This is a genomic window from Patescibacteria group bacterium (genome assembly GCA_040753135.1).
Classification (GTDB): domain Bacteria; phylum Patescibacteriota; class Minisyncoccia; order UBA6257; family Brennerbacteraceae; genus JBFMGR01.
Map to the genome: position 1 here is coordinate 1 of JBFMGR010000009.1, position 23,212 is coordinate 23,212.

Annotated in this window: 20 protein-coding genes and 1 tRNA gene; 20 read left to right on the top strand and 1 reads right to left on the bottom strand. The window is 39.8% G+C overall.

What is annotated here, in order from left to right:
• The 16 genes from AB1721_02860 to AB1721_02935 form a co-directional block, all read left to right on the top strand.
• Positions 1-200 (top strand): YbaK/EbsC family protein (locus AB1721_02860; GenBank protein MEW5805634.1); only part of this gene is annotated, 200 nt, incomplete at its 5' end.
• A gap of 10 nt (positions 201-210) precedes the next feature.
• A complete protein-coding gene (locus AB1721_02865) occupies positions 211-1,173 on the top strand; it encodes a phosphotransferase (GenBank protein MEW5805635.1) in 963 nt (320 codons plus the stop codon).
• 9 nt (positions 1,174-1,182) lie between these two features.
• Positions 1,183-1,662, top strand: a complete 480-nt coding sequence (locus AB1721_02870; protein MEW5805636.1) for an NUDIX hydrolase — start codon at positions 1,183-1,185, stop codon at positions 1,660-1,662.
• Between the two features lie 62 nt (positions 1,663-1,724).
• Positions 1,725-2,318, top strand: coding sequence for a phosphohydrolase (locus tag AB1721_02875; protein MEW5805637.1), 594 nt, complete (start codon positions 1,725-1,727; stop codon positions 2,316-2,318).
• A gap of 7 nt (positions 2,319-2,325) precedes the next feature.
• On the top strand, positions 2,326-3,084 hold the full coding sequence (locus AB1721_02880) for a glycosyltransferase (GenBank protein ID MEW5805638.1): 759 nt from the start codon (positions 2,326-2,328) through the stop codon (positions 3,082-3,084).
• Positions 3,085-3,149: 65 nt separating this feature from the next.
• On the top strand, positions 3,150-3,572 hold the full coding sequence (locus tag AB1721_02885; GenBank protein ID MEW5805639.1) for a hypothetical protein: 423 nt from the start codon (positions 3,150-3,152) through the stop codon (positions 3,570-3,572).
• Positions 3,573-3,695: 123 nt separating this feature from the next.
• Positions 3,696-3,768: transfer RNA gene (locus AB1721_02890), tRNA-Lys, on the top strand.
• A 790-nt stretch (positions 3,769-4,558) separates the two neighbouring features.
• Positions 4,559-7,672 carry a peptidoglycan-binding protein gene (locus AB1721_02895; protein ID MEW5805640.1) on the top strand — a complete coding sequence of 1,038 codons (3,114 nt, stop codon included), beginning with the start codon at positions 4,559-4,561 and terminating at the stop codon, positions 7,670-7,672.
• A gap of 94 nt (positions 7,673-7,766) precedes the next feature.
• On the top strand, positions 7,767-9,155 hold the full coding sequence (gene secD / locus AB1721_02900) for a protein translocase subunit SecD (GenBank protein ID MEW5805641.1): 1,389 nt from the start codon (positions 7,767-7,769) through the stop codon (positions 9,153-9,155).
• Between the two features lie 32 nt (positions 9,156-9,187).
• Complete coding sequence (gene secF, locus AB1721_02905) at positions 9,188-10,081, top strand: protein translocase subunit SecF (protein ID MEW5805642.1); 894 nt, start codon at positions 9,188-9,190, stop codon at positions 10,079-10,081.
• A gap of 170 nt (positions 10,082-10,251) precedes the next feature.
• Complete coding sequence (gene ftsW / locus AB1721_02910) at positions 10,252-11,361, top strand: putative lipid II flippase FtsW (protein MEW5805643.1); 1,110 nt, start codon at positions 10,252-10,254, stop codon at positions 11,359-11,361.
• A gap of 176 nt (positions 11,362-11,537) precedes the next feature.
• Positions 11,538-12,707 carry a UDP-N-acetylglucosamine--N-acetylmuramyl-(pentapeptide) pyrophosphoryl-undecaprenol N-acetylglucosamine transferase gene (locus tag AB1721_02915; protein ID MEW5805644.1) on the top strand — a complete coding sequence of 390 codons (1,170 nt, stop codon included), beginning with the start codon at positions 11,538-11,540 and terminating at the stop codon, positions 12,705-12,707.
• A gap of 5 nt (positions 12,708-12,712) precedes the next feature.
• The gene (gltX, locus tag AB1721_02920; protein MEW5805645.1) at positions 12,713-14,248 is read left to right on the top strand and encodes a glutamate--tRNA ligase; all 1,536 of its coding nucleotides are present in this window, start codon (positions 12,713-12,715) and stop codon (positions 14,246-14,248) included.
• Between the two features lie 28 nt (positions 14,249-14,276).
• A complete protein-coding gene (locus tag AB1721_02925) occupies positions 14,277-15,524 on the top strand; it encodes a peptidoglycan DD-metalloendopeptidase family protein (protein ID MEW5805646.1) in 1,248 nt (415 codons plus the stop codon).
• 110 nt (positions 15,525-15,634) lie between these two features.
• A complete protein-coding gene (locus tag AB1721_02930) occupies positions 15,635-15,988 on the top strand; it encodes a hypothetical protein (GenBank protein MEW5805647.1) in 354 nt (117 codons plus the stop codon).
• 322 nt (positions 15,989-16,310) lie between these two features.
• Complete coding sequence (locus AB1721_02935) at positions 16,311-17,552, top strand: LamG-like jellyroll fold domain-containing protein (GenBank protein MEW5805648.1); 1,242 nt, start codon at positions 16,311-16,313, stop codon at positions 17,550-17,552.
• 160 nt (positions 17,553-17,712) lie between these two features.
• Here AB1721_02935 and AB1721_02940 read toward each other — a convergent pair whose 3' ends face one another.
• The gene (locus tag AB1721_02940) at positions 17,713-19,953 is read right to left on the bottom strand and encodes an excinuclease ABC subunit UvrA (protein ID MEW5805649.1); all 2,241 of its coding nucleotides are present in this window, start codon (positions 19,951-19,953) and stop codon (positions 17,713-17,715) included.
• 64 nt (positions 19,954-20,017) lie between these two features.
• On the opposite strand from AB1721_02940, the gene AB1721_02945 reads away from it, so the two are divergent.
• The 4 genes from AB1721_02945 (at position 20,018) to AB1721_02960 (ending at position 23,205) form a co-directional block, all read left to right on the top strand.
• The gene (locus AB1721_02945; protein ID MEW5805650.1) at positions 20,018-20,815 is read left to right on the top strand and encodes a MerR family transcriptional regulator; all 798 of its coding nucleotides are present in this window, start codon (positions 20,018-20,020) and stop codon (positions 20,813-20,815) included.
• A 221-nt stretch (positions 20,816-21,036) separates the two neighbouring features.
• Positions 21,037-21,972, top strand: a complete 936-nt coding sequence (locus AB1721_02950; protein MEW5805651.1) for a tyrosine-type recombinase/integrase — start codon at positions 21,037-21,039, stop codon at positions 21,970-21,972.
• Positions 21,973-22,484: 512 nt separating this feature from the next.
• Positions 22,485-22,619, top strand: a complete 135-nt coding sequence (locus AB1721_02955) for a hypothetical protein (GenBank protein MEW5805652.1) — start codon at positions 22,485-22,487, stop codon at positions 22,617-22,619.
• A gap of 10 nt (positions 22,620-22,629) precedes the next feature.
• Entirely contained in the window at positions 22,630-23,205 is a 576-nt protein-coding gene (locus tag AB1721_02960) for a GNAT family protein (GenBank protein ID MEW5805653.1), read from the top strand.
• Positions 23,206-23,212 lie beyond the last annotated feature (7 nt).

Genomic DNA, 23,212 nt, shown 5'->3' on the forward strand with positions numbered 1-23,212 from the left:
AAAAAACTGGTTTCCCGATTGGCGGAGTGCCGGCTTTTGGCCACAAAACCTCGATTAAATACGTTTTTCTTGATAAAGATTTAAGCCGATACGAAAAAGTCTGGTCTGCGGCTGGCACGCCTTTTGCTATTTTTGAGATTTTAACAAAAGATTTAATTAGATTAGCTAGAGCAAAAGTTGCTGATATAAAAGTGATATAATATAAACAACATGAAGACGAAACAACAACTTAAAAAATACTTAAAACAACTCAATCCTGCTGGATTAAAAAACGCTAGGGTGACTAAGCAAATCAATCCGGAGAGAGCCAGTTATTTTACCTGGTTAGTTTATGATAAAGGTAAAAAATATCTAGTTAAAATTGCTAAACCTGATTTTGATAAAAAAGAAGCAATTGTCTTAGAATACAGTCTTCTTAAACACTTACAAAAAACCACGATTGCTCCAAAAGCATACTGGCTTGATCCGTCTCATTATCTAATTATTGAAGACTATCTAGAAGGTAAATGGCCGCATTCAGATCCGAAAAAAGAACCATCAGAAAAAGTTATTAAAGCAATGGCAAAGACTTTAGCCAGACTCCATAAAATTAAACCACCAAAAGAAATTGCTTTAAAACAACAGTCTTATCCCAAACCAGACGATTTTGAAAGAAAAATCAGAGAAATCGACAAGGGGAAATATGCTAAACCAATTCTGGATAAAACCGGATTTATAAAATTCGTTCCCCGAATAAAAAGATTTTTAAGCTTTGCTGAAAAAGCTTCACGCAGAAAACGCCAGGTTCTACTGCACAACAATACTTATTTGGTCAATTTTCTAATAGACAAGCAAAACAAGGCTCGGCTAATTGATTTTAAGGCAGCGGCAATTGGCGAACCAAGCTTTGATTTTGGTAATATTTTTGTCTGGATTGGCTGGAGAAAACCGGGTTATTATGAAAAATATAAAAATGTTTTCTTAAGAGAATACCAGCGTTATCATAAATATCCCGGCTTAGCTAAACTTTTTTCAATCCAGATGCTGGAAAGGGATGTTGCCTCTTTTACTTCAGAGCTAAAAATTGCCAATCAAATGAAAGTAAAATCAGCTGCGGTAAAATATCTAAAAAGCGCTAAGCCGGAGTGGCGTGTCGAACTAATCAAAAAACAACTTGAAGATTTCGGATTTTAAATTTTCATTATGAGCCAGAGACTTCCAGTGAGTGTATCTGCCGCGGTATTTATTGAAGATGACAAGGGAAGATTACTTCTTGTTCAGCAAGCCGCACCAGAGAAGGGAAATAAGTGGGGTCCGCCAGCTGGAGGAATGGAAGCTTTTGAAGATCCGCTTCAGGCTGCTAAGCGCGAAATTAGAGAAGAAATCGGAGTTGAGATAGAACTAATCAATTTAATTGGTATATATGTGGTTGAACGGGGAGAAGAATCCTTGGGCATAGGTTTTGTTTTTCGCGGCCGGATTGTAAATGGGACTATAACTCCTCGCCCTGATGAGATAAAAGATTATCGTTTTTTTGATAAAGAGGAACTTGATGAGCTGATTTCAATGCGGAGGGGTGAACTATACAAACCTGAATATAATTTATCTGGGATTAATGATTGGCTCAATGGTTCTTCGTATCCGCTTGAGGTAATTAAAAAGGTTAACAGACTCTTAAATTAAGACTTAAGAAGTATTTATATGACAATAACGTGCCAAAAATTAGCTGAAACTTCAGTACGAGGATGATTACTAGAAACCAAGCATTGGCTTTAATTCGCGAACACGTTAAAAATGAAAATATAGTCAAGCATATGCTCGCTGTTGAGGCGCTGATGGCCGGAGTTTATGACGAACTAAAAAACCGCGGCAGAACTGAACAAGAATTAGGCGGAACCAGAGAAGAATGGATGATGGCAGGATTGCTTCATGACGGTGATTACTGCGACGAGGTGCCAATGGCAGAGCAAGGAATCAAGATTACTCAATGGGCGCGTGAAAAAGGATATGAGATTCCAGAAAATGTCGCCCAGGCAATGGCGGCTCATAATTGGGATAATACCGGCGTTGAACCTAAAACTCTGATGGATTGGGCAATTTTTTGCGGCGATTCATTAACCGGTTTGATAGTTGCCGCAGCTTTAGTTCTGCCGTCTAAAAAAATCAATGATTTAACTGTTGAATCAGTTTTAAAGCGATTCAAAGAGCCGTCTTTTGCTCGCGGCACCAGAAGAGAAGAGATAAAAATGTGTCAAGAAAAACTTGACTTAACTCTTGAAGAATTTATCGGTATTGCTTTAAAATCAATGCAGATAATTGCCGATGATTTGGGATTATAAATCTTCTATGAAAAAACAGCCGTTTTTTTCTATCATTACCTGCGCCAAAAACAGCGAAAAATATCTGAAAGAATGCTTGGATTCTGTCGCCAAACAAACTTGGCGAGATTTTGAACATATTTTTATTGACGGGTATTCAATTGATAAAACTTTAGAAATTGTCAGCCAATATCAAAAAGAAAATCCCGACATCGCAATTAAACTAATCCAAGCAAAACCCAGAGGCATTGCTAATGCGATGAATCTGGGCGTTAAAAACTCGCGCGGAAAAATAATCCACGTTCTTCATTCCGATGATTATTATTATTCAGAAAAAAGCCTTCAAATCGCAGCTTATTATTTTCAAAAAAACAGCCAGACTAACTGGCTGGTTGGCAACAATATAGTCAGAATAAAAAACAAGGAGTTTGTTTGGGGTTGGTCAGAAATTTTACAAAAGCTTTACACTTTAAGTTCAATTTTTTACCATCCAAATATCTTTATGAAAAAGCAGATTTTTGATAACTGCGGGTTTTTTAATGAAACTTATAAAATTTGCATGGATTATGAGCATTGTTTGAGGGTTCTTAAACTTGAAAAACCAAGATTTGTCAGAGAAAACTTAGCTGTTTTCCGAATCCACAAACACAGCGCTTCTTCAGGGACAAATCCGAAAAACAAATTAATAATCATAAAAGAAAGGTTCAGAGCCGAGGCGGAAAATTCAGACACAATTAAAAAACCGCTGATGTTTTTGAAAAAAGAGTTAGCCAATTTTAAAAAATAAGCATTTTATTGTAAAAACCCGAAAAAATGGTAAAATTTAAGGATAAAATTAAGAATTAAATTAAAATGTTTAACGTCTTTAGAAAACAAGCAGAAACTCCGAGAATCCAAGAACTGGGTATAGAGATAGACTTGGATAAAGTATTAGAGGCGATCAAAAATGTTGGGCCAATTGAAATACAACCAGGTACTGGTTTATACAATTTTTTGCAAATCTTCAGAGGAGCAATATTAGATTATCCTCGCTGGATGGAAATCCCCAATAATCCCGGAAATATCTTTTTAAGATACCTTAATTACATAACAAACAATAGATTAGGAAAAAGACTAAAACAAATGCTTGAAAATAACGAAGATCCTGAAACAGTTAGCCAAGAATTGGGAGAGGATAAGGAAATTCTATCTGCCATAGCCCAATTTAACGCTGAATACAAAAAGTTCATGGAAGTAGGTAAAAGGAAATACGAAGAAGATTTATTAAAAATATAAAGCCCGTTTGTCACTTTATCCCGCCTCACAGCTTAATCGGTAAATCCGTCAGCTGACGGATTTTTAGAGCAGTTAAACTGGCCATTGGAAATTGGAAATTAGGAATTGGAAATTTTCAGTTATCCCCCCATAGCTCAATTGGTAGAGCAACAGCCTTTTAAGCTGGTGGTTGAAGGTTCGAGTCCTTCTGGGGGGACACGAACATAGTGAGTGTCCCCACAGAGCAAGCAAACTGCTTTGCTTGCGCAAGGACTCGAAAGTCGGAGCTTGTCTCGCTCCGCGAGACGCGAGACGGGGTCGCGAGGCGCCGAAGGCGAACTCGTGACCGAGTCCTTCTGGGGGGACACGAACATAGTGAGTGTCCCCACAGAGCAAGCAAACTGCTTTATGTTTTGTCCGATTTCTCGCGTCAGCGAGAAAATCAGCGATATTTCAAGCTGCGCCTGAATATTAACAAAAATGTTACGATCGTGAAATTTTTGTTAATAATTCTAAATAGTGATAATCTCTTGATGCCGATATATTTACAATGAATACGATTAAAAAACTCTATGAAGGCAGATTTGAACAAGATCTGGAAATGACATAAACACGTAAGCTGCCCTATATAAAAACTTCGTTTCAGTACAAGGCTGGCCCTTATTATTTTGTCCAGTGCCAAACAAAGCGTTGCGCAAATTTATTTGCACCAGCAATAGGTGAATACGAACAAAGTGAATGTTATCACTTTGTTTTTTGTTTGACCCGATTCTATATCTAACAAAAATAAACCGGAAAGCTTGATAATTAATCAGGTATTTTTTTCTCTTTGATAAGGAATCACCATCCTGGAAACCGCTTTGAATCTGGGCTTTTTATCCCCTTGACGGCTTAAAGAACTAAGGTGTTAATATTATATAAGGAGGTTTATTCCTGGTCAAAAGAATAAATAAAAAAAAAGACAAATAAAAAAGACATCTTTAACATTTAATTAAAACATTAAAACTATGTCTAAGAAATTTTTTAGTTTTTTGCAAAACAATTGGCCTGGTTTAACAATTTTATCTCTAACTATTTTGTTCGGCGCTTTTAGCGCTGTTTTGTTTTCTAATCAGGCGATAGTTATGGCGGTGGAGGAACCAACGCCATCACCAACACCGATGGGTTCGATTCGCGCTTTTAAATACTTCGATGCCAACGATAATCAATCTTATGATAATGACGACCGGCCTGTTCCTGGTTGGGAAATCTGTGTTGAGGAATATGACTGCGGCTATACCGGAGAAGACGGCTGGGTTTTGTTTGAGGGAATCCCGGTTGGAGAATATTCTGTCTGGGAAGAAGAACGGGATGGCTGGTATAACACCACTGATAATGAAGTATATATTGACTACTTAGAAGAAGGCGAAACAGAAGAAGTAAGTTTTGGCAATCGTCCTTATTTAGCCACAATTGAAGCGTATAAATTCAATGACAAAAACGGCAATGGCGAATGGGATAAAGGCGAAGACCCACTTTCTGGCTGGGAGATCTGCCTTGGAGTTGATTCGTTTAATCATGAATACGCTGAAGATACTTGGCTTTTCTTATATGGCGATACTGAAGAGGTCTGTAAAACCACAAATGAAAACGGCTATGCTTCTTGGCTAGTTTCACAATACGTAGCCTATTATTATCTTTGGGAAGAGACCCAGGAAGGCTGGTTCCAGACTTTTCCTTATTATGGCAATGGTTATTATGTTGAGGTAGAAGGGGATGTCTATTATTACGATGGTTATGACGAAGAGGAGTTTGAAGCCGCTTATTTTGGCAACACTCAACCAGCAATCTATGCGTTTAAATTCTGGGATAAAGACGGCAATGGCGAACAAGATGAGTATTGGACCGGCGAATGGTATTTTGATGGCGAGGAATGGGATAAAATTTATCAAGAAGAGCCGCCGATTCCCGGCTGGCAGATCTGCTTGGTTAATGAAGATGATATTGATTGGGAAGAACTAATAAATATTTACGAAACTCAGTATGGTCATCATCCTCGAGAAGATTTTGATTCAGAGATTGCCTTTATCTATTTTATGGCTGCTAACGGCCATCTGGAAGCTGATTGTCGCTTGACTGATGAACAAGGTTGGAGTTCATGGACAGGACTTGCTAGTGGAAACTATCTGGTCTTAGAAGAAAGACGGGAGAACTGGCTTCCCACTAATCCTGAAGACGGTTATGCAGAAGCATGGATTAATGAAGAAAATTATTCCGAAACAATTTATTTCGGCAATAGTTTGCCAAGTATTTATGTATTCAAATTTTGGGACAAAAACCAGAATGGCGAACGCGATTTGGTTTGGTACGAAGAAGATGATGAAGAATGGGCCGAGCTTGAGCCGGCTCTTCCGGGCTGGGAAATCTGCCTTTACTCTGAAGAAGACGAACTGGTTTCCTGTCAGACCACTGATGAAACTGGCTGGGTTTCTTGGTCTGGTTTAGAACCCGGAGGTTATGCAGTTTCAGAACAAAATGAGCTTGAAAGACGTCAAGTTTGGTATCCAACTAATTCAGAAGATGGTGTTTTGTGGATAGGACTTGACTGGGGAGAATTTACTCAAATGATTGAACTTGGCAATGACACCGGCATAATCACAGCGAAAAAATACTTTGGCGAGGAAGATTGGAGTGTTTATGGCTGGGAAATCTGCCTTTCTCGCTGGGACTCGGACAAAGATGACTGGCTGCTTCTTGGATGTAAAGATACAGATATAAGCGGCATCGCTCAATGGACCGAACTTGCAGAAGGCGAATATCGTATTACTGAAGAAGAACGTGACGGCTGGGAAATCTGGGAAGATCCCGAACAATATGTTGAATTGAATTGGGGCGATGAAGACACGGTTTATTTTTATAACTGGATTTATGACCAGACCCCGCCCGAATCTTCGTTTGACGACCCGATGGATCACGAAGTTATAGATACTGAAATTGTTAGCTTAAATCTTTCTGGTAGTTCAGTTGACCCACTTATGCCTGTTGATGATGAGCTGGGGGCTTCTGGGGTTAGAAGCGCTGAACTGCGCTGGTGGCAATTAGAAGAACCTGAAGAATTTGAAAATTATCCCGCAGAAAGCTTTTTTGATGTTTTTTATGAATTAAGCTGTTCGCCTGGAGAGATTGAGCCGGAAATTGTTGCTTTGAATCTGACCAGCGTTGATCCAAATACAGCTTTATGGAATTATTCCTGGACTCCGCCTTCACCAGGCATTTATTGCTTTGAAACCAGCGCCACAGACAACGCTGGCAACACAGAAAACACTGCTATTGCCGGGCCGCTTGCTTATATTCCTAGGGTGGAAATTTCTGAAGAATCTTCAAGCCCAACTGATACCAGCATTATTGTCAGATGGGAAACCGACCATCCGGCAACAAGCCGAGTCATTTACGACACGGTTTCTCACGAAACGTTAACCGAATGGCCAAATTACGGTTATGCGTTTTCCACCCCTGAAATCGACATTGATTCAAAAGTTACTTCACATTTGGTCACTGTTGACGGCTTAGCCCCGGACACGACTTATTATTACCGGACAGTTTCTGTTGGTTCACCGGTATCAGTTGGTGATGAGCAAACCACTACCACCACTGGCCCGGCGCCAAATACAGGTTCTGGAAGCGGCGGTGGCGGTGGCGGTGGGACTCCATTTACTCCGCCCCCAACACCCCCGGCGCCGCCAACACCGACTGGCGGCGGCACTGGCGGGCAAGTTCTGGGCGCGGCCACAACCACTTTCCAATTCTTGAATAATTTAAGCTTTGGCATGAGCCTGGCTCCCGATGTGGCAGAACTGCAAAAACGTTTGCAAGCAGAGGGATTGTTTGACGGACCGATCACTGGATATTTTGGCCCCTTAACATTGTCCGCTGTTAAAGCTTATCAGCAAAAATACGGCATCAGCCCGATTAGCGGTTATGTTGGCCCAATCACGCGCGGCCACTTAAATGGCGGAGTTGTTGCCGGAGTAAGCGTAATGGATGAAGCAGCTCGGCAAGCGTTAATTCAACAGCTGTTAGCCCAACTGCTCCAGCTGTTTGCTGAATTACAGCGCCTGCTGGCAGAAAGAATGAATCAGTAAAAGCACAGAAACACCGCTCTTTAAAGAAAGAGCGGTGTTTCTTTTTTGCCTAATTTAATATTTTATTGTAAAATAAGGGTCATTTTACAGATTTATGTTTTCCCAATTCATCAACGAATCTAAAAAAGCCAGAAAAATCCTGATTTTGATATTTTTGCTGACTTTGACTGCCGGCATTTTTGCTTATCCGGATTTTTATAATCAAGGAGCGAATTTGATTAACAAAAAATTCGGTTTGGAAAACAAACGACTTCAACTGCCAATTTTCCAGCCCAAACCGTTCCGTTTTGGTTTGGATATTGCCGGCGGCACTGCTTTAACTTATCAAACTGATGTTTCCGGAATCCCAGAAAAAGAACAATACTCGGCCTTGCAAGGATTAAAAGATGTGATTGAAAGGCGAGTTAATTTGTTCGGAGCCGAAGAGCCGCGGATAGAAATTACCAAATCGGAAAATGAATGGCGCTTGATTGTTGAGCTGGCCGGAATCAAAGACATTAATCAAGCGATTCGGGCAATTGGCCAAACTCCGTTTTTAGAATTTAAGCTGGAACGAACAGAGGCAGAAACCAATGAAATTTTAGAAAAACAAAAGCAAGAAGAAAGATTCGGAGAAGACCCTTATTTTGCTTCCACCCTTTTAACCGGCAGATACCTTAATAAAGCCGAGATTCAGTTTGACCAAACCTCTTATGCCCCGGTGGTTTTGCTTCGGTTTAACCAAGAAGGAGCAGAAATTTTTGAACAGATAACTAAAGACAATGTCGGCAGAAGAATCGCGATTTATATTGACGGATTCCCAATCAGCGCGCCAATGGTTCAGGAGCCAATCACTGACGGCAATGCCCAGATTACCGGCCAGTTTAGCGTTGAACAAGCCAAAGCCCTGACGCAAAACCTAAACCAAGGCGCTCTGCCGGTGCCAATTGAACTAATCTCCCAAAGAACAGTTGGTGGCATTCTGGGCTTCCAAGAGCTGGATAAAAGCGTTAAAGCCGGGATTATCGGCTTTATCATTATCAGCGTTTTTATGATTCTTATTTACCGATTGGGCGGGTTTTTCTCGGTTATTGCTTTGCTTGTTTATGCGCCTTTGGTTTTAGCGGTTTTCAAAATTATTCCGGTTACCTTAACTTTGGCCGGAATCGCCGGATTTATCCTGTCAATCGGCATGGCGGTTGATGCCAATATTTTGATTCTTGAAAGAATTAAAGAAGAATTAAAGCAGGGCAGGGAAGTTGGCAATGCCATAAAAGAAGGATTTTTGCGCGCCTGGCCGTCAATCCGAGACTCTAATATCAGCACCATTATCACCAGCTTGATTCTTTATTATTTTACTGCCAGCGTGGTTAAGGGCTTTGCCCTGACCTTGCTGGTTGGCGTTTTAATTAGCATGTTTTCAGCAATCTTTGTTTCTCGGACTTTAATCTTGGCTTTTATGCGCCAAAAGGGAATTAACCAAAAGCTTTGGTTTAAGGTATAAATCCATAATTCATGCTTCATAATTCATAATTCATGAGAAACATTATTGCTAAACGAAAAATATTTTACTTTATCTCCGGCTTTTCAATCTTAGCCAGTATTTTTGCTTTAGTTTCTTGGGGGTTAAAACCGGGGATTGACTTTTTGGGCGGAACACTCTGGGAGTTTAGATTCAGCCAAGAAATTGAAAAATTCAAAATAGAAGAGGTTTTAAAGAATAATCTTGGCGGAGAGATTATTGTCCAAGAATCAACTGATGCCGTTTTCACCATCAGAACTAAAGAATTGGACGAACCAACTCATCAGCAACTAATCCAGCAGATCAAAACCATTGATTCAAGCTTTAATGAGCTAAGATTTGAGACTATCGGCCCGACTGTTGGCAAAACCCTTCAAAGAAAATCTTTTCAAGCAATTGTCTTAGCTGTTTTCGCCATCTCTCTTTATATCACTTATGCTTTCAGAAAGGCTTCGCATCCGGTCAGTTCTTGGAAATACGGTTTAGCGACAATCTTTACCTTGTTCCACGACCTGATTATTCCTTTGGGCGTTTTTGCCTATCTGGGCAGATTCAAAAATGTTGAGATAGACACTAACTTTGTGGTGGCAATGCTGGTAATTATGGGTTTTTCAGTCCATGACACGATTGTTGTTTTTGACCGAATTAGGGAAAAACTGAAAACTCTTGGCGGCAAAAACTTTATTGAACTGGTTAATCTTGGCTTGAATGAAACTTTAGTCAGGTCAATCAACACCTCCTTAACCGCGATTCTGGCCTTGTTGGCGCTTTATCTCTGGGGCAGTTATACTCTAAAGTGGTTTATTCTGGCAATGATAATTGGCATTGCCACCGGCACCTATTCCTCAATTGCCGTAGCCAGTCCGATTATTGTTGAGCTCTGGCAATTTCAGCAAAAAAGAAGATAACTCAGCTTCCCAAAATCCCACTTCTATACTCTAGAGTATAGAAGTAGAGAAATTTACCAAGTTATCAAAAGTTATCAAGGGGAACAATTTATCAATCGGTTAAAAGGTTAAAAACTGAAATGGTCATAAATTCCGGTTGTGATATTTTTCGCTGTCAGTTAAAATAGGTTATGCGCGCTCACTCTTCGGACAAATGGCTAATCGGCCTTTTAATCGCTTTTGTTTTGCTTGGTTTGTTTATGGTTTTCAACGCTTCGTCAACCCGAGCGTTAATCGTCAAAAACGACCCGTTTTTTTATTTTAAAAAACAGCTGGCTTATCTGGGCCTTGGCCTAATCGGCTTTTGGCTGGCTTTCAAGATTAAACACAAGCTCTGGCAAAAGTTTTCTTTTTTAATCTTGGTTTTGGGCTTTGGCTTAATCAGCGCAGTTTTTATTCCCGGGATCGGTTCCACCCTGCAGGGAGCAACTCGCTGGCTTAATCTTGGCCCGGTTTCAATCCAGCCGGCGGAGTTTTTCAAAATTTCTTTAATCATCTATTTAGCTTCCTTTTTTTCAAAAAGGCAGGCGCCGACAAAAATCAATAGTTTTTTAGAAACCGCTTTGCCGTTTCTGGTTATTTTAGGATTATTCGGCGGCATTCTGCTCAGCCAAAAGTCTTTTGGCATGTTAGCGATTATCACCGGCATTGCTTTGGCAATTTATTTTGCTTCAGGGGTGTCTTTAAAAAACCTTTTTCAGCTTGCCGTTCCTTTAGCCTTAATTATGATTTTCTTTCTTTTATCCGCGCCTTATCGGGTGGAAAGATTAAAAACTTTTTTACAGCCGGAACAAGACCCTTTGGGTAGCGGCTACCAAATCAACCAAGCGTTAATCAGCATCGGCTCTGGCGGAATCAGCGGAGTTGGCCTGGGTCATTCCCGACAAAAATTCAATTTTTTGCCGGAAACAATGGGGGATTCAATTTTTGCTATCTGGGCTGAAGAAACCGGATTTATCGGCAGCGCCGGCTTATTAACCTTGATTGGCATCTTCTTTATCCGCGGTTTCCGCATCTCAAGAATGAGCCGAGATATGTTTTCCAAACTCTTGGCTTTCGGCATCACTTTTGCGATTACTTTTCAATTCTTGTTCAATATTGCCGCCATCAGCAACCTAATTCCCTTGAGCGGAATTCCGTTACCGTTTTTCAGCTACGGCGGCTCGTCCTTAATCAGCACCTTAATTATGTACGGCGTCTTGCTTAATATCTCAAAATATACCGTTAAAACCAAAACATAGCCCCATGGTTTCATTGCTTCATTGTCTCATTGCTACATTGCTATGTCCTTTAAGATTGATGGTGGTTTTTAGCAATAATTCATAAATTAGCAAGATTCTATTGGGGATTGTCTCGCTTAGTGAGATCTGGCGCGGCCAGAGAAATTAAGAATTAAATTTGTGCTATACTTAAAAAAATGATTTTCAATTTTAATAAGAAAAAAATCAGATTTGTCTTAACTGGCGGCGGCACTGGCGGGCATTTATTCCCCTTGCTGGCAGTGGCAGAAAAAGCCCAACAATCCGCCCAAAACCAAAATCTTAGTTTAGAATTAAGCTATTTAGGCCCGGTTAAAGGCCCGTTTTCTTTTGACCCAAGAATTTTAGAGCAAAGAGGCATCAAAACCATTCCGATTATCAGCGAAAGCCCGGGTAATGCCAGCAATCCTTTAACTGCAGGTTTAAGTTTTTTAAAAGAATTTTTTGGCTTTTTACAATGCCTCTGGTACCTTTGGCTGATTATGCCGGATGCGGTTTTTTCCAAAGGCGGGTTCGGCTCTTTGCCGATTATTTTCGTTTCTTTCTTGTATCGAATTCCGGTAGTAATCCATGAATCAGATGTCATCCCGGGCCAAGCCAATCAGCTAAGCAAAAAATTTGCTTCCCGAATCGCGATTTCTTTTGAAAAATCAATCCAGTTTTTCCCGTTTGAAAAAACCGCCTTAACCGGCAACCCCATCAGAAATGCTTTTTTTGAAAAAACTGACCGGAAAAAAGCAATTGAGTTTTTCGGCTTTTCCCAAGAATTAAAAACGGTTTTCATTTCTGGCGGCTCCCAAGGGGCAAAAAAGCTCAATGACCTAACCCTTGATTCTTTGCCCCAGTTAATTGAAAATTATCAAGTAATCCACCAATGCGGCTCAAGAAACTACCCTGAAGTTTCCCGGGGCGCTGATTTTACCCTGAAGGGCCAAGAAAAACAAAAACAATCAAGATACAAACTATTCGGGTTTATGGATGAACAGGAAATAAAATCTGCTTATGCCGCGGCGGACTTGATTATTGCCCGGGCTGGCAGCGGCAGCATCTTTGAGATTTCTGCCCAAGCCAAACCGAGCATCTTAATTCCCTTATCAACCGCCGCCAAAGACCACCAGAGAGAAAACGCTTATGCTTATGCCAAAACCGGCGCCGCCATAGTTTTAGAAGAAAACAACTTAAAACCGCACATCTTTTTCGGCCAGATGGATTATCTGCTCAAGAACCAAGAAAAATTAAGGTCTATGTCTGAAGCCGCCAAAAGCTTTTCTAAACCTAAAGCCGCAGAAACAATTGCCAAAGAATTATTTGTTATTGCCGGCGCGTAAAAAATATGAACCCATCGGGTTATCAGCAAAAATTTGAAGGCCTAAACGGCAATGTCCGGGTCAGAATGGCGCCTTCGCCAACCGGCTACCTTCACATTGGCACTGCCAGAACCGCGCTTTTCAACTGGCTTTTCGCCCGATCTAAAGGCGGTAAATTTATCTTAAGAATTGAAGATACGGACAAAGAGCGGTCTAAGAAAAAATATGAAAAAAATATAATTGACGGCTTAAAATGGCTTGGTTTGGACTGGGACGAGGGCCCGGATATTGACGGCGATTACGGGCCTTATCGCCAATCAGAAAAAATTCCTGTTTACAAAAAATATTTAGAACAGCTTTTAAAAGAAGACAAAGCTTATTATTGTTTTTGCTCCAAAGAAGAATTAGAAGCGAGAAAACAAGATATGATTAGCCGGGGAGAAGCGCCGCGCTATGCCGGCACCTGCCGCAATCTGACTGAAAGAGAAATTCAACAAAACCTTAAACAAAAACTGCCTTTTGTGATTAGAATGAAAATGCCGAATGAGAAAATCAGTTTTAAAGATTTGATTAAGAGCGAAGCAAATTTTGACACCGGCTTATTCGGCGATTTAATCATTGCCAAAAGTTTGGAAGAGCCGCTTTATAACTTTACCGTTGTTATTGATGACCACGAAATGGAGATTACCCAAGTTATTCGCGGCGAAGACCATTTTACCAATACCCCCAAACAGATTGTTTTATATAACTTATTCGGCTGGCAGATTCCTGAATTTGCTCATTTGCCCTTAATATTGGGCCAAGACCGAGCTAAGCTTTCTAAAAGGCATGCGGTGCTTAGTTTGGATGATTATAAAAAACAGGGTTATCTTCCCGAAGCAATAATTAACTTTATTGCTTTGCTCGGCTGGCATCCGTCAGAAGACAAAGAGCTGTTCAGCTTAAACGAGCTTCAACAAGAATTTTCTTTAGGCCGAGTCCAAAAATCCGGCGCTGTGTTCAACTTGCCCAAGCTTGATTGGCTGAATAATTATTATCTAAAGCAAAAACCGATTTTGGAAACAGTTAAATTTTTACTGCCTTTTTATCTGGAGAAAAACATTTTAAAGCCGGCTAAAGAAAAAGATCTTTACCAGAACGAAGACAAAGAAGAATTCGGGCTAAGCTATCTCTCTAAAGCAATCAAATTAACTCTTGAAAAAAGCCAGAGCAGTTTAGGCGTCGTAGAGATGTCTAAATTGTTTTTTCAGGAGCCGGAATACGAAAAAGAACTGCTTTTCTGGAAACAGATAACAGAAACAGAAATCAGAACCTCTTTAGAACAAACTAAAGAAGTACTTTTGTCAATAGAAGAAAAAGAGTTTGCCGCTGATAAAATAGAGCAAAAACTAAGCCCGATCTATTCAGAAGACAGGGGAATGGTGCTCTGGCCCTTAAGGGTTGCCTTGTCCGGCTTGAAAGTTTCTCCCGGACCGCTTGAGATTGCCGAGATTTTAGGCAAGCAAAAAACAATTAGGCGGGTTGAAAAAGCAATAAAACTAATCGCGAATAATGCGAATTGAAAAAAGTAATAACGCGAATCAGCATCAGATGATTAAGGTTAAATCTAAACCAATTATTCTAACATTTTTGCTTATTGCTATTGCTGTTGGCTTAAATCTGCCAACCCAATTTTCTTACTCCCAATCAATTGACGAGCTGAAAAAAAGCATTGCTGAAAAAGAGCAGGAGATTGCTCGGTTAGAAGCAGAGGCGGAAAAATACCAAAACGAGATTGACAAAACCAGCTCTAAAGCAAAAACCTTAAACAGCGAAATCGCCAGAATCAATGCTGAAATTAACCAGCTAAAGAACAACATTGCTATTACCCAAAAAAAGATTGAGTCCGCCAGTTTTCAAATTCAAGAATTGAATCTAAATATTGATTATGCCGAGGCCCAGATTGAAGAAAACAAACAGGCATTAAGGGATTTAGTCCAGCAGCTTTACGAACTGGACTCAAAAAACCCGTTAATTATTCTGCTGGGAAACAAAAAAATTTCTGATGTGGTGGAAGAGTTCGCTTATCTGGACAACCTCCAGGAAAACCTAATTAACAAAACAAATTTCTTAAGGGCGTTAAAACAAGATTTAAACCAAAACTTAGCTGTTTCTGAAAAAACCAAAGAAAAATACAACACTCTGGCGCAGACTCTTAACGCCCAGCAAACAATTGCCGGCACAAAAAAACAAGAAAAGCAAACCGTTTTAACCGAAACAAAAAATCAGGAAAAAATTTATCAGCAGCTTTTAAACGAAACCGTGGAAAAACAAAAACAGATTGAAGCCGGGATTCGAGAACTGGAAAAAGAGTTAAGCGCCCAGCTAAATCCCCAAACCCTGCCTCAGGGCAAGCTGTTTATCTGGCCGGTGAATGGGGGATACTTAACCCAAGGTTTTGGCGAAGTGCCTTATGGCAGTATAACCAGACGATATTATTCGTTCCATAATGGCATTGATATCGGCGCCAAAACCGGCGTTGGCACGCCGATTTTGGCCGCGGCTGACGGCCGGGTTGAAGCAACCGGCAATAATGGCAAATACGCTTATGGCAAATGGCTGGCGATTAATCACGGCAATAACTTAATCACGCTTTACGCCCACTTGTCTTACATAGATGTTACCAAGGGCCAGTCAGTCAAGGCCGGCCAGATTGTTGGCTATATGGGCGCAACCGGTCTGGTCACCGGACCGCATCTGCATTTCACGGTTTACGCCGCGGATTCTTTCAGAACCGAGAACCGCTGGTTTGGCTTATTGCCTTTGGGCGCGCCGCTGGATCCGAACGATTACCTGTGAAAATTTCCAATTCCTAATTTCTAATTTCCGAAAACATTGAATATTAAATATTGAAAATTGAAAATTCATTGAAAATTGTAAATTAAAAATTGAGAATTTATAATAAAGTTATGTTTAAAAAAATTTTTCTCGTCTCATTACTAGGGATTGTTCTAGCTGGAAGCGCTCACGCTTTAACCTTGCGTGAGATTTTACAAAAGCCCTTGCCCAATGTGATTGATTTTATCAATAAAGTCATTGCTTTAGCTCAATGGCTTTGGTCAAAGATTGTTTATTGCGGCAATATTGTTTTGGACTGGACCTTAGACAATATTATTGCTTATATCTGGAAAGTTATTTTGTGGTTCTGGAATCTGACTAAAACCGCGTTTCTCAACGGCTGGCAGATGTTGGAAAACATTATCAAAGCATTGCTCGGCCAATCAGGCATTGACTGGGCCAATATCAAATGGCCATGGGAATGAAATTGTGCCTGCGCGCAATTTCATCCGATTCCGAGCAAAGCGAGGAAATTGCTGTTATGCCGCAAAACGGCATCAGCAATAGGTTGGGTAAATCAAAACAACGAATAATGAATTAAGAATTATGAATTAAGGAATATCCCAACGAATAGCGAATTTATACGAATTTACGAATAAACGAGTAAAATAATTCAAAATTCAAAAGGCAAAATGACAAATCAAAATGCAAAAAGATTTCAAAATTTAAACTTTTGAAAATTAGGAATTTTCTAGGGGTTATTCGTTGATAATGCTGAAAAATCCCATAATTCATAATTCATTATTCATGATTCAAAAAACCAAGCTTAAGAGATATTTCCCCTCCTTTACCTTATTGGAACTATTGATCGTCATTGGCATCTTGGCAGTCTTGGCCAGCGTCAGTTTTATTGCTTTAAATCCAGTGGAACAGCTAAGAAAAGCAAGAGATTCAAGGAGAATGGCAGATCTAAAATCACTTGATAATGCCCTGAAAATCTATGAATCCCAGGCTCTAAACGCTTATTTTGGCACCAGCACCTGGGTATACCTGTCTTTGCCCGATACAAGCTCTACCTGTGGTTCCTATGCCTTACCAACATTACCAACAGGATACAGCTATCACTGCGCCACCAGCGATAATCTAAGAAAAACTGATGGCTCTAGCTGGGTGCCTGTTAATTTTCAGTCCTTAACTATTGGTTCTCCTTTATCTGTTTTGCCAGTTGATCCCCAGAATAATCAGTCTAGTTACTATACCTATGTTTCCGGAGGGTCGTGGGAATTGACCGCTCAGTTTGAATCGGGTAAATATGCTGATCAGAAAGCTCAGGACGGTGGTCTGGATCCGGGGATGTACGAGATTGGGACGGACCTGACGCTGTCACCGTTCACGCATAAACTTTTTAGATACTGGGATTTTGAAGAAAGTTCTTGGACAAATAATTGTTCAACCAACACTGTACTTGATAAATCTGGGTATGACGGCCATGGAAAATCTTGTCCTAATAGTACTGGACCGACAACTCCGGTTTCGGGTAAGATTGGTAATGCTGTTAGCTTGGACGGAACTGAAGATTATATTGATATTCCTGATCTCAGTTTGGGTTCGGATGGCACGTACTCTAGTTTTACTTTATTGGCATGGGTTTATGCTAATAACAAAACACATCAAGTTATCTGGGGGGATAACCAGAATTCGTGCGATATGCTAGATTATTATGGAGTTGATATAAGGTTGGGCGCTGATACTAATTGTGCTGCGTGGTCTAGCACAAGGCCGTCTTACGGGGCGTGGCATCATCTTGTTCTTAGCGTAAATGATTCTACAACCGCGAAACTCTATCTTGACGGATCATTGGTTAGTCAAAAGGATATCTCTGGTTTTACGCAATATTGGGGGAACGGGAACGAGATTTTATCCTTCCTTGGAAGAGACTATTGCAGTGGTGGCGATTGCTGGCTGGATGGCATGTTAGATGAGGTTAGGATTTATACTCGTTCTTTGTCTGATGAGGAAGTTAAAGCAATCTATAATGCCACAAAATGAAAAGAGTATTAACTACTAAGCATAGAATAAGCCACAAATAACCAATATAATTTTTGATTTTCTTCGTCAGAAACGAATTTTAATAGATAATTTCTAATACAAAGTTAGAAAGCTAAAAACTAATAAACTAACACTAACAGGGTAATCAATTCTTTCTGATTTAAATTTTTAAATACTCTTTTAAGTGTTTCCCGGTGTACGATCGTTCACACAGAATGATATCCTTGGGTGTTCCTTGCACAACTATTTCTCCACCCATATCGCCACCTTCAGGGCCAAGATCAATAATCCAGTCTGCATCTTTAATCACCTCAAGATTATGTTCAATAATCAGCACCGTATTACCATTATCAACTAATCTATTCAACAACTTGAGTAATTTCTGGACATCTGCAAAATGAAGCCCGGAGGTTGGTTCATCTAAAATATAAAGCTCGCCTTTATTTTGCAGTTTACTTGCTAACTTTAGCCGCTGCCTCTCCCCACCAGATAAAGTATCAAGACTTTGCCCTATTTCTATATAATCTAAGCCGACATCAATAAGGGGCTGTAAACGCTCTTTAATATAGACGTCTTGAAAGAACTCTTTTGTTTCTACTGCAGTCATCTCCAAGATATCAGCAATATTTTCTCCCCGGTAAGTATATTGCAATGCCTCATCGCTATATCTTCTTCCATTACATTTATCACATTTCAAACGGACATCTCCTAAAAAATTCATATCCATATCAATTATTCCTAAACCGCGGCATTCTCTGCAGGAACCGCGGCTATTGTAGCTAAACATTGCCGCGCTAACATTAGTTTGTTTTGCAAAAAACCTACGTATCTCATCAAATACTCCAGCATAAGTCCCGATACATCCACGTTTATTACTGCCAATAACTCCTTGACCAATAAGAACCGCTTTATTTGGATGTTGGTCAATAATAACGTCAACTAATGAACTTTTACCCGAGCCAGAAACCCCGGTCAAACACGTCAAAAGTCCGATAGGAATATCTACATCAAAATTCTTCAAATTATTCTTACTTGCTTTTTTAATGCAAAGATTTCCTTTTGATTTACGTGCCACAACCCGGCGGGGAGCCTTTTTATCAATAAGATAGGGAAGAGTAATAGAATCTTCACTTTTTAAAAACTCTTCTTTAGTTCCATCAAAAATTATCCGGCCGCCCATCCTGCCACCACCAGGACCAAGTTCAATAATATAATCAGAATTATTGATTATATCTGCATCATGTTCTACTACTAAAACCGTGTTATCTGTGTCTCGCAGATGTTTTAAGTTATTAATTACCGTATTCACATCTTTAGGGTGCAAGCCAGCGCTTGGCTCATCAAGGACATAAATTGCTTCAACCAAATCACACCCGAGCTGACGAGCCATCTTAACTCGCTGCGCTTCTCCTCCGGATAAAGTGTCCGTGGCCCTGTTTAATGATAAGTAACCAACGCCAGAATCAATCAGATATTGAAGCTGTTCTATTATTCTGGGTTTAATAATCGCAGCATTGCGATGGCCAATGTTTTTCACAAATCCGAGAGACTTGTATATTGACATCTCCGCCACCTCGCCAATATTTAAACCATTTAATCTTACTTCTAGAGATTCTTTTTTAAGCCGCCGACCTTGACACAGAGGACATTGGACAAAATCAAAAAAAGTCAGGTCTGTCTTTGTTGGGCCGCGATGAACGTTTGTATTACGATTCATAATGTGTGTTACCAAACCAGAAAATGTCCACTTAATAACCTGATCACCTCTATATTTTACTAATTGTTTGGGCGCATACAAAAGCTTATTCAATTCCTCTTTTGTGAAATCTTTTAAAGGTTTATGCATATCAAAAAAACCGGTTGACTTGACAATATTCCAGCGCATGCCGCCGACCTTCCAGTCCGAATGCCTGATAGCTCCTTGAAATAAACTCTTATCCATAAAAAATAACTTATTAATATCTATCTGCGCCACAAGACCTATGCCTTTACATTTGAGGCAAGCTCCTAAAGGATGGTTAAATGAGTAATAAGAAGAATCTTTACTTGGCAAGCCCGCTCGCGAATAAAGTAAACGCAAATAAGTATATATTTCTGTAACAGTGCCAACGGTAGAGCGCGGACTCGGACGAATCGGAGACTGACTAATAATAACAGTAGGGGATATGCCCCTGATTGATTCAATGTTTGGTCGATTACTTTTTTGCAGGTAACGCCGGGCAAAACTGCTTAAACTTTCAAAATACTGGCGCTGGCCTTCTTTGGCAATAATATCAAAAGCTATCGTTGACTTGCCAGAACCAGATACGCCAATAAAACACACGATCTTATTGCGTGGAATCTTTAAATCCACATTTTTCAAGTTATTCTCGTTTGCTCCTTTGATAATGATTGAATTCATACCCTTGATTTATTTGTTAATTGCCTCTATGATAATGTATAACGTAACGTTATAGTCAAGAGATATGGAAAACTTCATCAGTGCCGGAAAATTGGCAAAACTTGCCAACACCACAAAAAGGACTATCCAGTTTTATGATCAAAAAGAGATTTTGAAACCTGCGATAGTTGCGCACAACGGCTATCGCTACTACCGGGAGAATCAAGTTCTGGAATATCAGATGATTTTATTATTAACAACCCTAGGAATCACTCTCAAAGAAATAAAACAATATTTGTCTGAACAAGGAGACTTAACTTCTTTATTTAATAACAAAAAACAACCTATCCAATATCAAATTAGGCAACTCCAATTTAATTTAAACAGTATTGAAAACTTTATTGAAAATTTGAAAAAGAATGGCACCATGGTAAATCCTCTAATAAAGCAGATGAAACCTTTTGGCGTTTATTTTATTGAAAAAACAGGGCCATATTCAAAGATAGATATCTATTGCAAAGAATTAATAAAAATGTTTTCAAATAAAGCAAACGAACTAACAACCTTAGCCATATTTGAAGAACAAGAATATAAACCCCTAAAAAGCAAGATAAAAATTGGAGTTCTGGCTAAAAGGGGGGTTGTAATTAAACAAGAACACAAAAAAGAAATAAAACATATGGTATTCAAACCCGGAAAAGTCATCACTTATATGCACAATGGATCAAGTAAACTGTTATCATTGTTCTGGAAAGAATTGGAAAAATATTGTCAGCTCCATAAAATAAAAGTGCGAACAGACGTCCCAGATTTCGAAATCTATCATCAAGTAAGTCCTGACCCCAGCAAACAGTTTTTTGAGATATTTTTACCAATAAAATAATTACATGATTTTATCCCCAGGGGAGTAGTTTTTAAAGCCCCTTGACTTTATTTATTCTTATATGATAAAGTGAGTATAATATCCCAAACACTCGGTAATATATAGCAAAAATAATTTATCCTAGTTCCCTATTAAAACTAGAACTAAAGCAAAATACTAATCAGCAAACTAAGCAAACTAATTGAATTCTAAGTAATTAATTAAATAATTAAAAAATAATTATGCTGCCGCTTTTAGATGATTTTTTGCTCTCTTTGCAGGCAAACAACTATTCCCAAGAAACAATTTATAACTATGAGCGCGACCTCAAGGTTTTTGAGAATTTCTTAAAAGACGAGCTGAATCTAAAAGATTTTGACAAAGTTTCCCGGCAAACCGTTGAACAATACAAAGCTTATTTGACTTCTTTTGACCGAATCACTGCTGAAAAAGACAAGCCAAAGAAAAAGCTTTCTTCTTTTTCAATTAACCGACACTTATCTTCTCTGCGCGGTTATTTAAAGTATTTAGTGGAAATGGACTGCAAAACTCCAATAGTGCCGGAAAATGTAAAGTTGGTCAGGACCGAAAAAAAACATCCCAAGGTGGCCGAACTGAACGAACTAATCGGGCTGATTGAAGCGCCGACTCAATTGGAAAAAAACAAAAAAATCGCCAAAAGAAACCGGGCTATGCTTGAAGTTTTATTCTCTACCGGAATGCGCATCTCTGAATTAGTTAAACTGAACAAGACCCAGATTGACAGCCAGGGCCGAATCTTTATTATGGGTAAGGGCAAAAAAGAAAGGTTTGTTTATCTGACTGACCGGGCGATTGAGCATTTAAACGAATATCTGAAAACCAGGGCAGACAACTTCCCCGCTCTGTTTATTCCGTATCGGGGCAAGAACGTTTCTAAAAAAACAAAGTATATCTCAACCAATTATCTGCAGGAAAAAATCAAATCATACCGGGAAACTTTGAGCATTAATGTGCCGATCTCGGCCCATTCCCTGCGCCATGGTTTTGCCACCTATTTGGCTGAATCAGGCGCCAATCCGGCGGCAATCCAAGTTTTATTGGGCCATGAATCTTTAAACACCACCACCAGATATGTTCATGCTTCAGACACCTATGCTCAAAAAACCCATAAACGATTCCACCCTTTACAAAAATAATCCCCAAGCAGCAATAAAGGAGAACTGTTCTCCTTCATGCTAATTCTTGGAGGTTGGGGTCCGAGTTGTAACTTTTTTCAAAAATTCTCGTCTGTATAAGAGAGAAGAAATATTGCGGAATAATACTTTTATGCATAAGCAATTCATCACTATGAACACAGCAAAATTCTACCCTGTTTCTAACAGCGGTGTTTTGGGTTGCCCAGAATTTTTTGCGTTCAACCGTGATGAGTCCAATTATTTATTATTTTCTACGATTTTTTAATTTTTTCATTTTATTGAATTTTAATTGAAAGAATCTCGGCTGAATGGAAAGCCGAGATTTTCATTTAGCTTGCCCAATGGCCCAATGCTGACAACTCCACAGGGTATAAACTCTATGGACTTATTCGCGCGAATAAGTCCATAAACAAAAAAACAAAAGTTCTTTCAAAATCAACTCCAAAGTCAACAAGGAGAAAAACATGAATATCCGAATTTTGTTAATTATATTGCTCGCCGGACTAACAATAATGATGATTGGCGGCGAGACCGCTGAAAGACTACCAAACAAACAAGGTAAGAAAATTGGCGGGGCGCTGATTATTGCCGGGATAGCAGTAATCGGTTTCAGCTCGATTTTCTTTATCTTATCCCATCAGCCCTAAGGAGGCAAAAATGGACCCGATCATATTTCTCAAAGGCAAACGGCTGTATCTGCGGCCAATTCTAGAGCAGGACTTGGAAAAGCTGGTTATCTGGATCAATGATCCGGAAATCCGCCAGTTTCTGGCTGCTTACCTGCCCCAATCGCCAGAAGATGAGCGCCAGTGGCTGGAAGATTTAAGAAACAAAAAAGACACCCAACTGACTTTTTCCATTGTGCTTAAGAATGGCGACGAGTTAATTGGCGTCATCTCTTTGCACAACATCAACCACCGCCAAGGCACTGCCACAATGGGATTTTTCATCGGCAGAAAAGATCTCTGGAACAATGGTTATGGCTCAGAAGCACTGATAATCTTACTCAATTACGCTTTTGACACCCTAAACCTGCGCAAAGTCTGCTCATCTGTCTATGCTTTCAACCAAAGAAGCTTGAAAGCTCAGCAAAAATGCGGCTTTCAGATTGAGGGCACGCTAAAGCAACAGCGCCGTTACAACTACGGCTGGACCGACGAAATTCTGCTGGCAGTGTTCAGAGAAGACTTTTTGCCGCCCTGGCAGGAGTTTGCCAAAGATCTGGCTGCTTAACCAAACC

Bases quoted from the DNA above. Each gene is read 5' to 3' on its own strand.
- AB1721_02865 (MEW5805635.1), top strand. From the start codon at position 211: ATGAAGACGAAACAACAACTTAAAAAATACTTAAAACAACTCAATCCT.
- AB1721_02870 (MEW5805636.1), top strand. From the start codon at position 1,183: ATGAGCCAGAGACTTCCAGTGAGTGTATCTGCCGCGGTATTTATTGAA.
- AB1721_02875 (MEW5805637.1), top strand. From the start codon at position 1,725: ATGATTACTAGAAACCAAGCATTGGCTTTAATTCGCGAACACGTTAAA.
- AB1721_02880 (MEW5805638.1), top strand. From the start codon at position 2,326: ATGAAAAAACAGCCGTTTTTTTCTATCATTACCTGCGCCAAAAACAGC.
- AB1721_02885 (MEW5805639.1), top strand. From the start codon at position 3,150: ATGTTTAACGTCTTTAGAAAACAAGCAGAAACTCCGAGAATCCAAGAA.
- AB1721_02895 (MEW5805640.1), top strand. From the start codon at position 4,559: ATGTCTAAGAAATTTTTTAGTTTTTTGCAAAACAATTGGCCTGGTTTA.
- secD (MEW5805641.1), top strand. From the start codon at position 7,767: ATGTTTTCCCAATTCATCAACGAATCTAAAAAAGCCAGAAAAATCCTG.
- secF (MEW5805642.1), top strand. From the start codon at position 9,188: ATGAGAAACATTATTGCTAAACGAAAAATATTTTACTTTATCTCCGGC.
- ftsW (MEW5805643.1), top strand. From the start codon at position 10,252: ATGCGCGCTCACTCTTCGGACAAATGGCTAATCGGCCTTTTAATCGCT.
- AB1721_02915 (MEW5805644.1), top strand. From the start codon at position 11,538: ATGATTTTCAATTTTAATAAGAAAAAAATCAGATTTGTCTTAACTGGC.
- gltX (MEW5805645.1), top strand. From the start codon at position 12,713: ATGAACCCATCGGGTTATCAGCAAAAATTTGAAGGCCTAAACGGCAAT.
- AB1721_02925 (MEW5805646.1), top strand. From the start codon at position 14,277: ATGATTAAGGTTAAATCTAAACCAATTATTCTAACATTTTTGCTTATT.
- AB1721_02930 (MEW5805647.1), top strand. From the start codon at position 15,635: ATGTTTAAAAAAATTTTTCTCGTCTCATTACTAGGGATTGTTCTAGCT.
- AB1721_02935 (MEW5805648.1), top strand. From the start codon at position 16,311: ATGATTCAAAAAACCAAGCTTAAGAGATATTTCCCCTCCTTTACCTTA.
- AB1721_02940 (MEW5805649.1), bottom strand. From the start codon at position 19,953: ATGAATTCAATCATTATCAAAGGAGCAAACGAGAATAACTTGAAAAAT.
- AB1721_02945 (MEW5805650.1), top strand. From the start codon at position 20,018: ATGGAAAACTTCATCAGTGCCGGAAAATTGGCAAAACTTGCCAACACC.
- AB1721_02950 (MEW5805651.1), top strand. From the start codon at position 21,037: ATGCTGCCGCTTTTAGATGATTTTTTGCTCTCTTTGCAGGCAAACAAC.
- AB1721_02955 (MEW5805652.1), top strand. From the start codon at position 22,485: ATGATGATTGGCGGCGAGACCGCTGAAAGACTACCAAACAAACAAGGT.
- AB1721_02960 (MEW5805653.1), top strand. From the start codon at position 22,630: ATGGACCCGATCATATTTCTCAAAGGCAAACGGCTGTATCTGCGGCCA.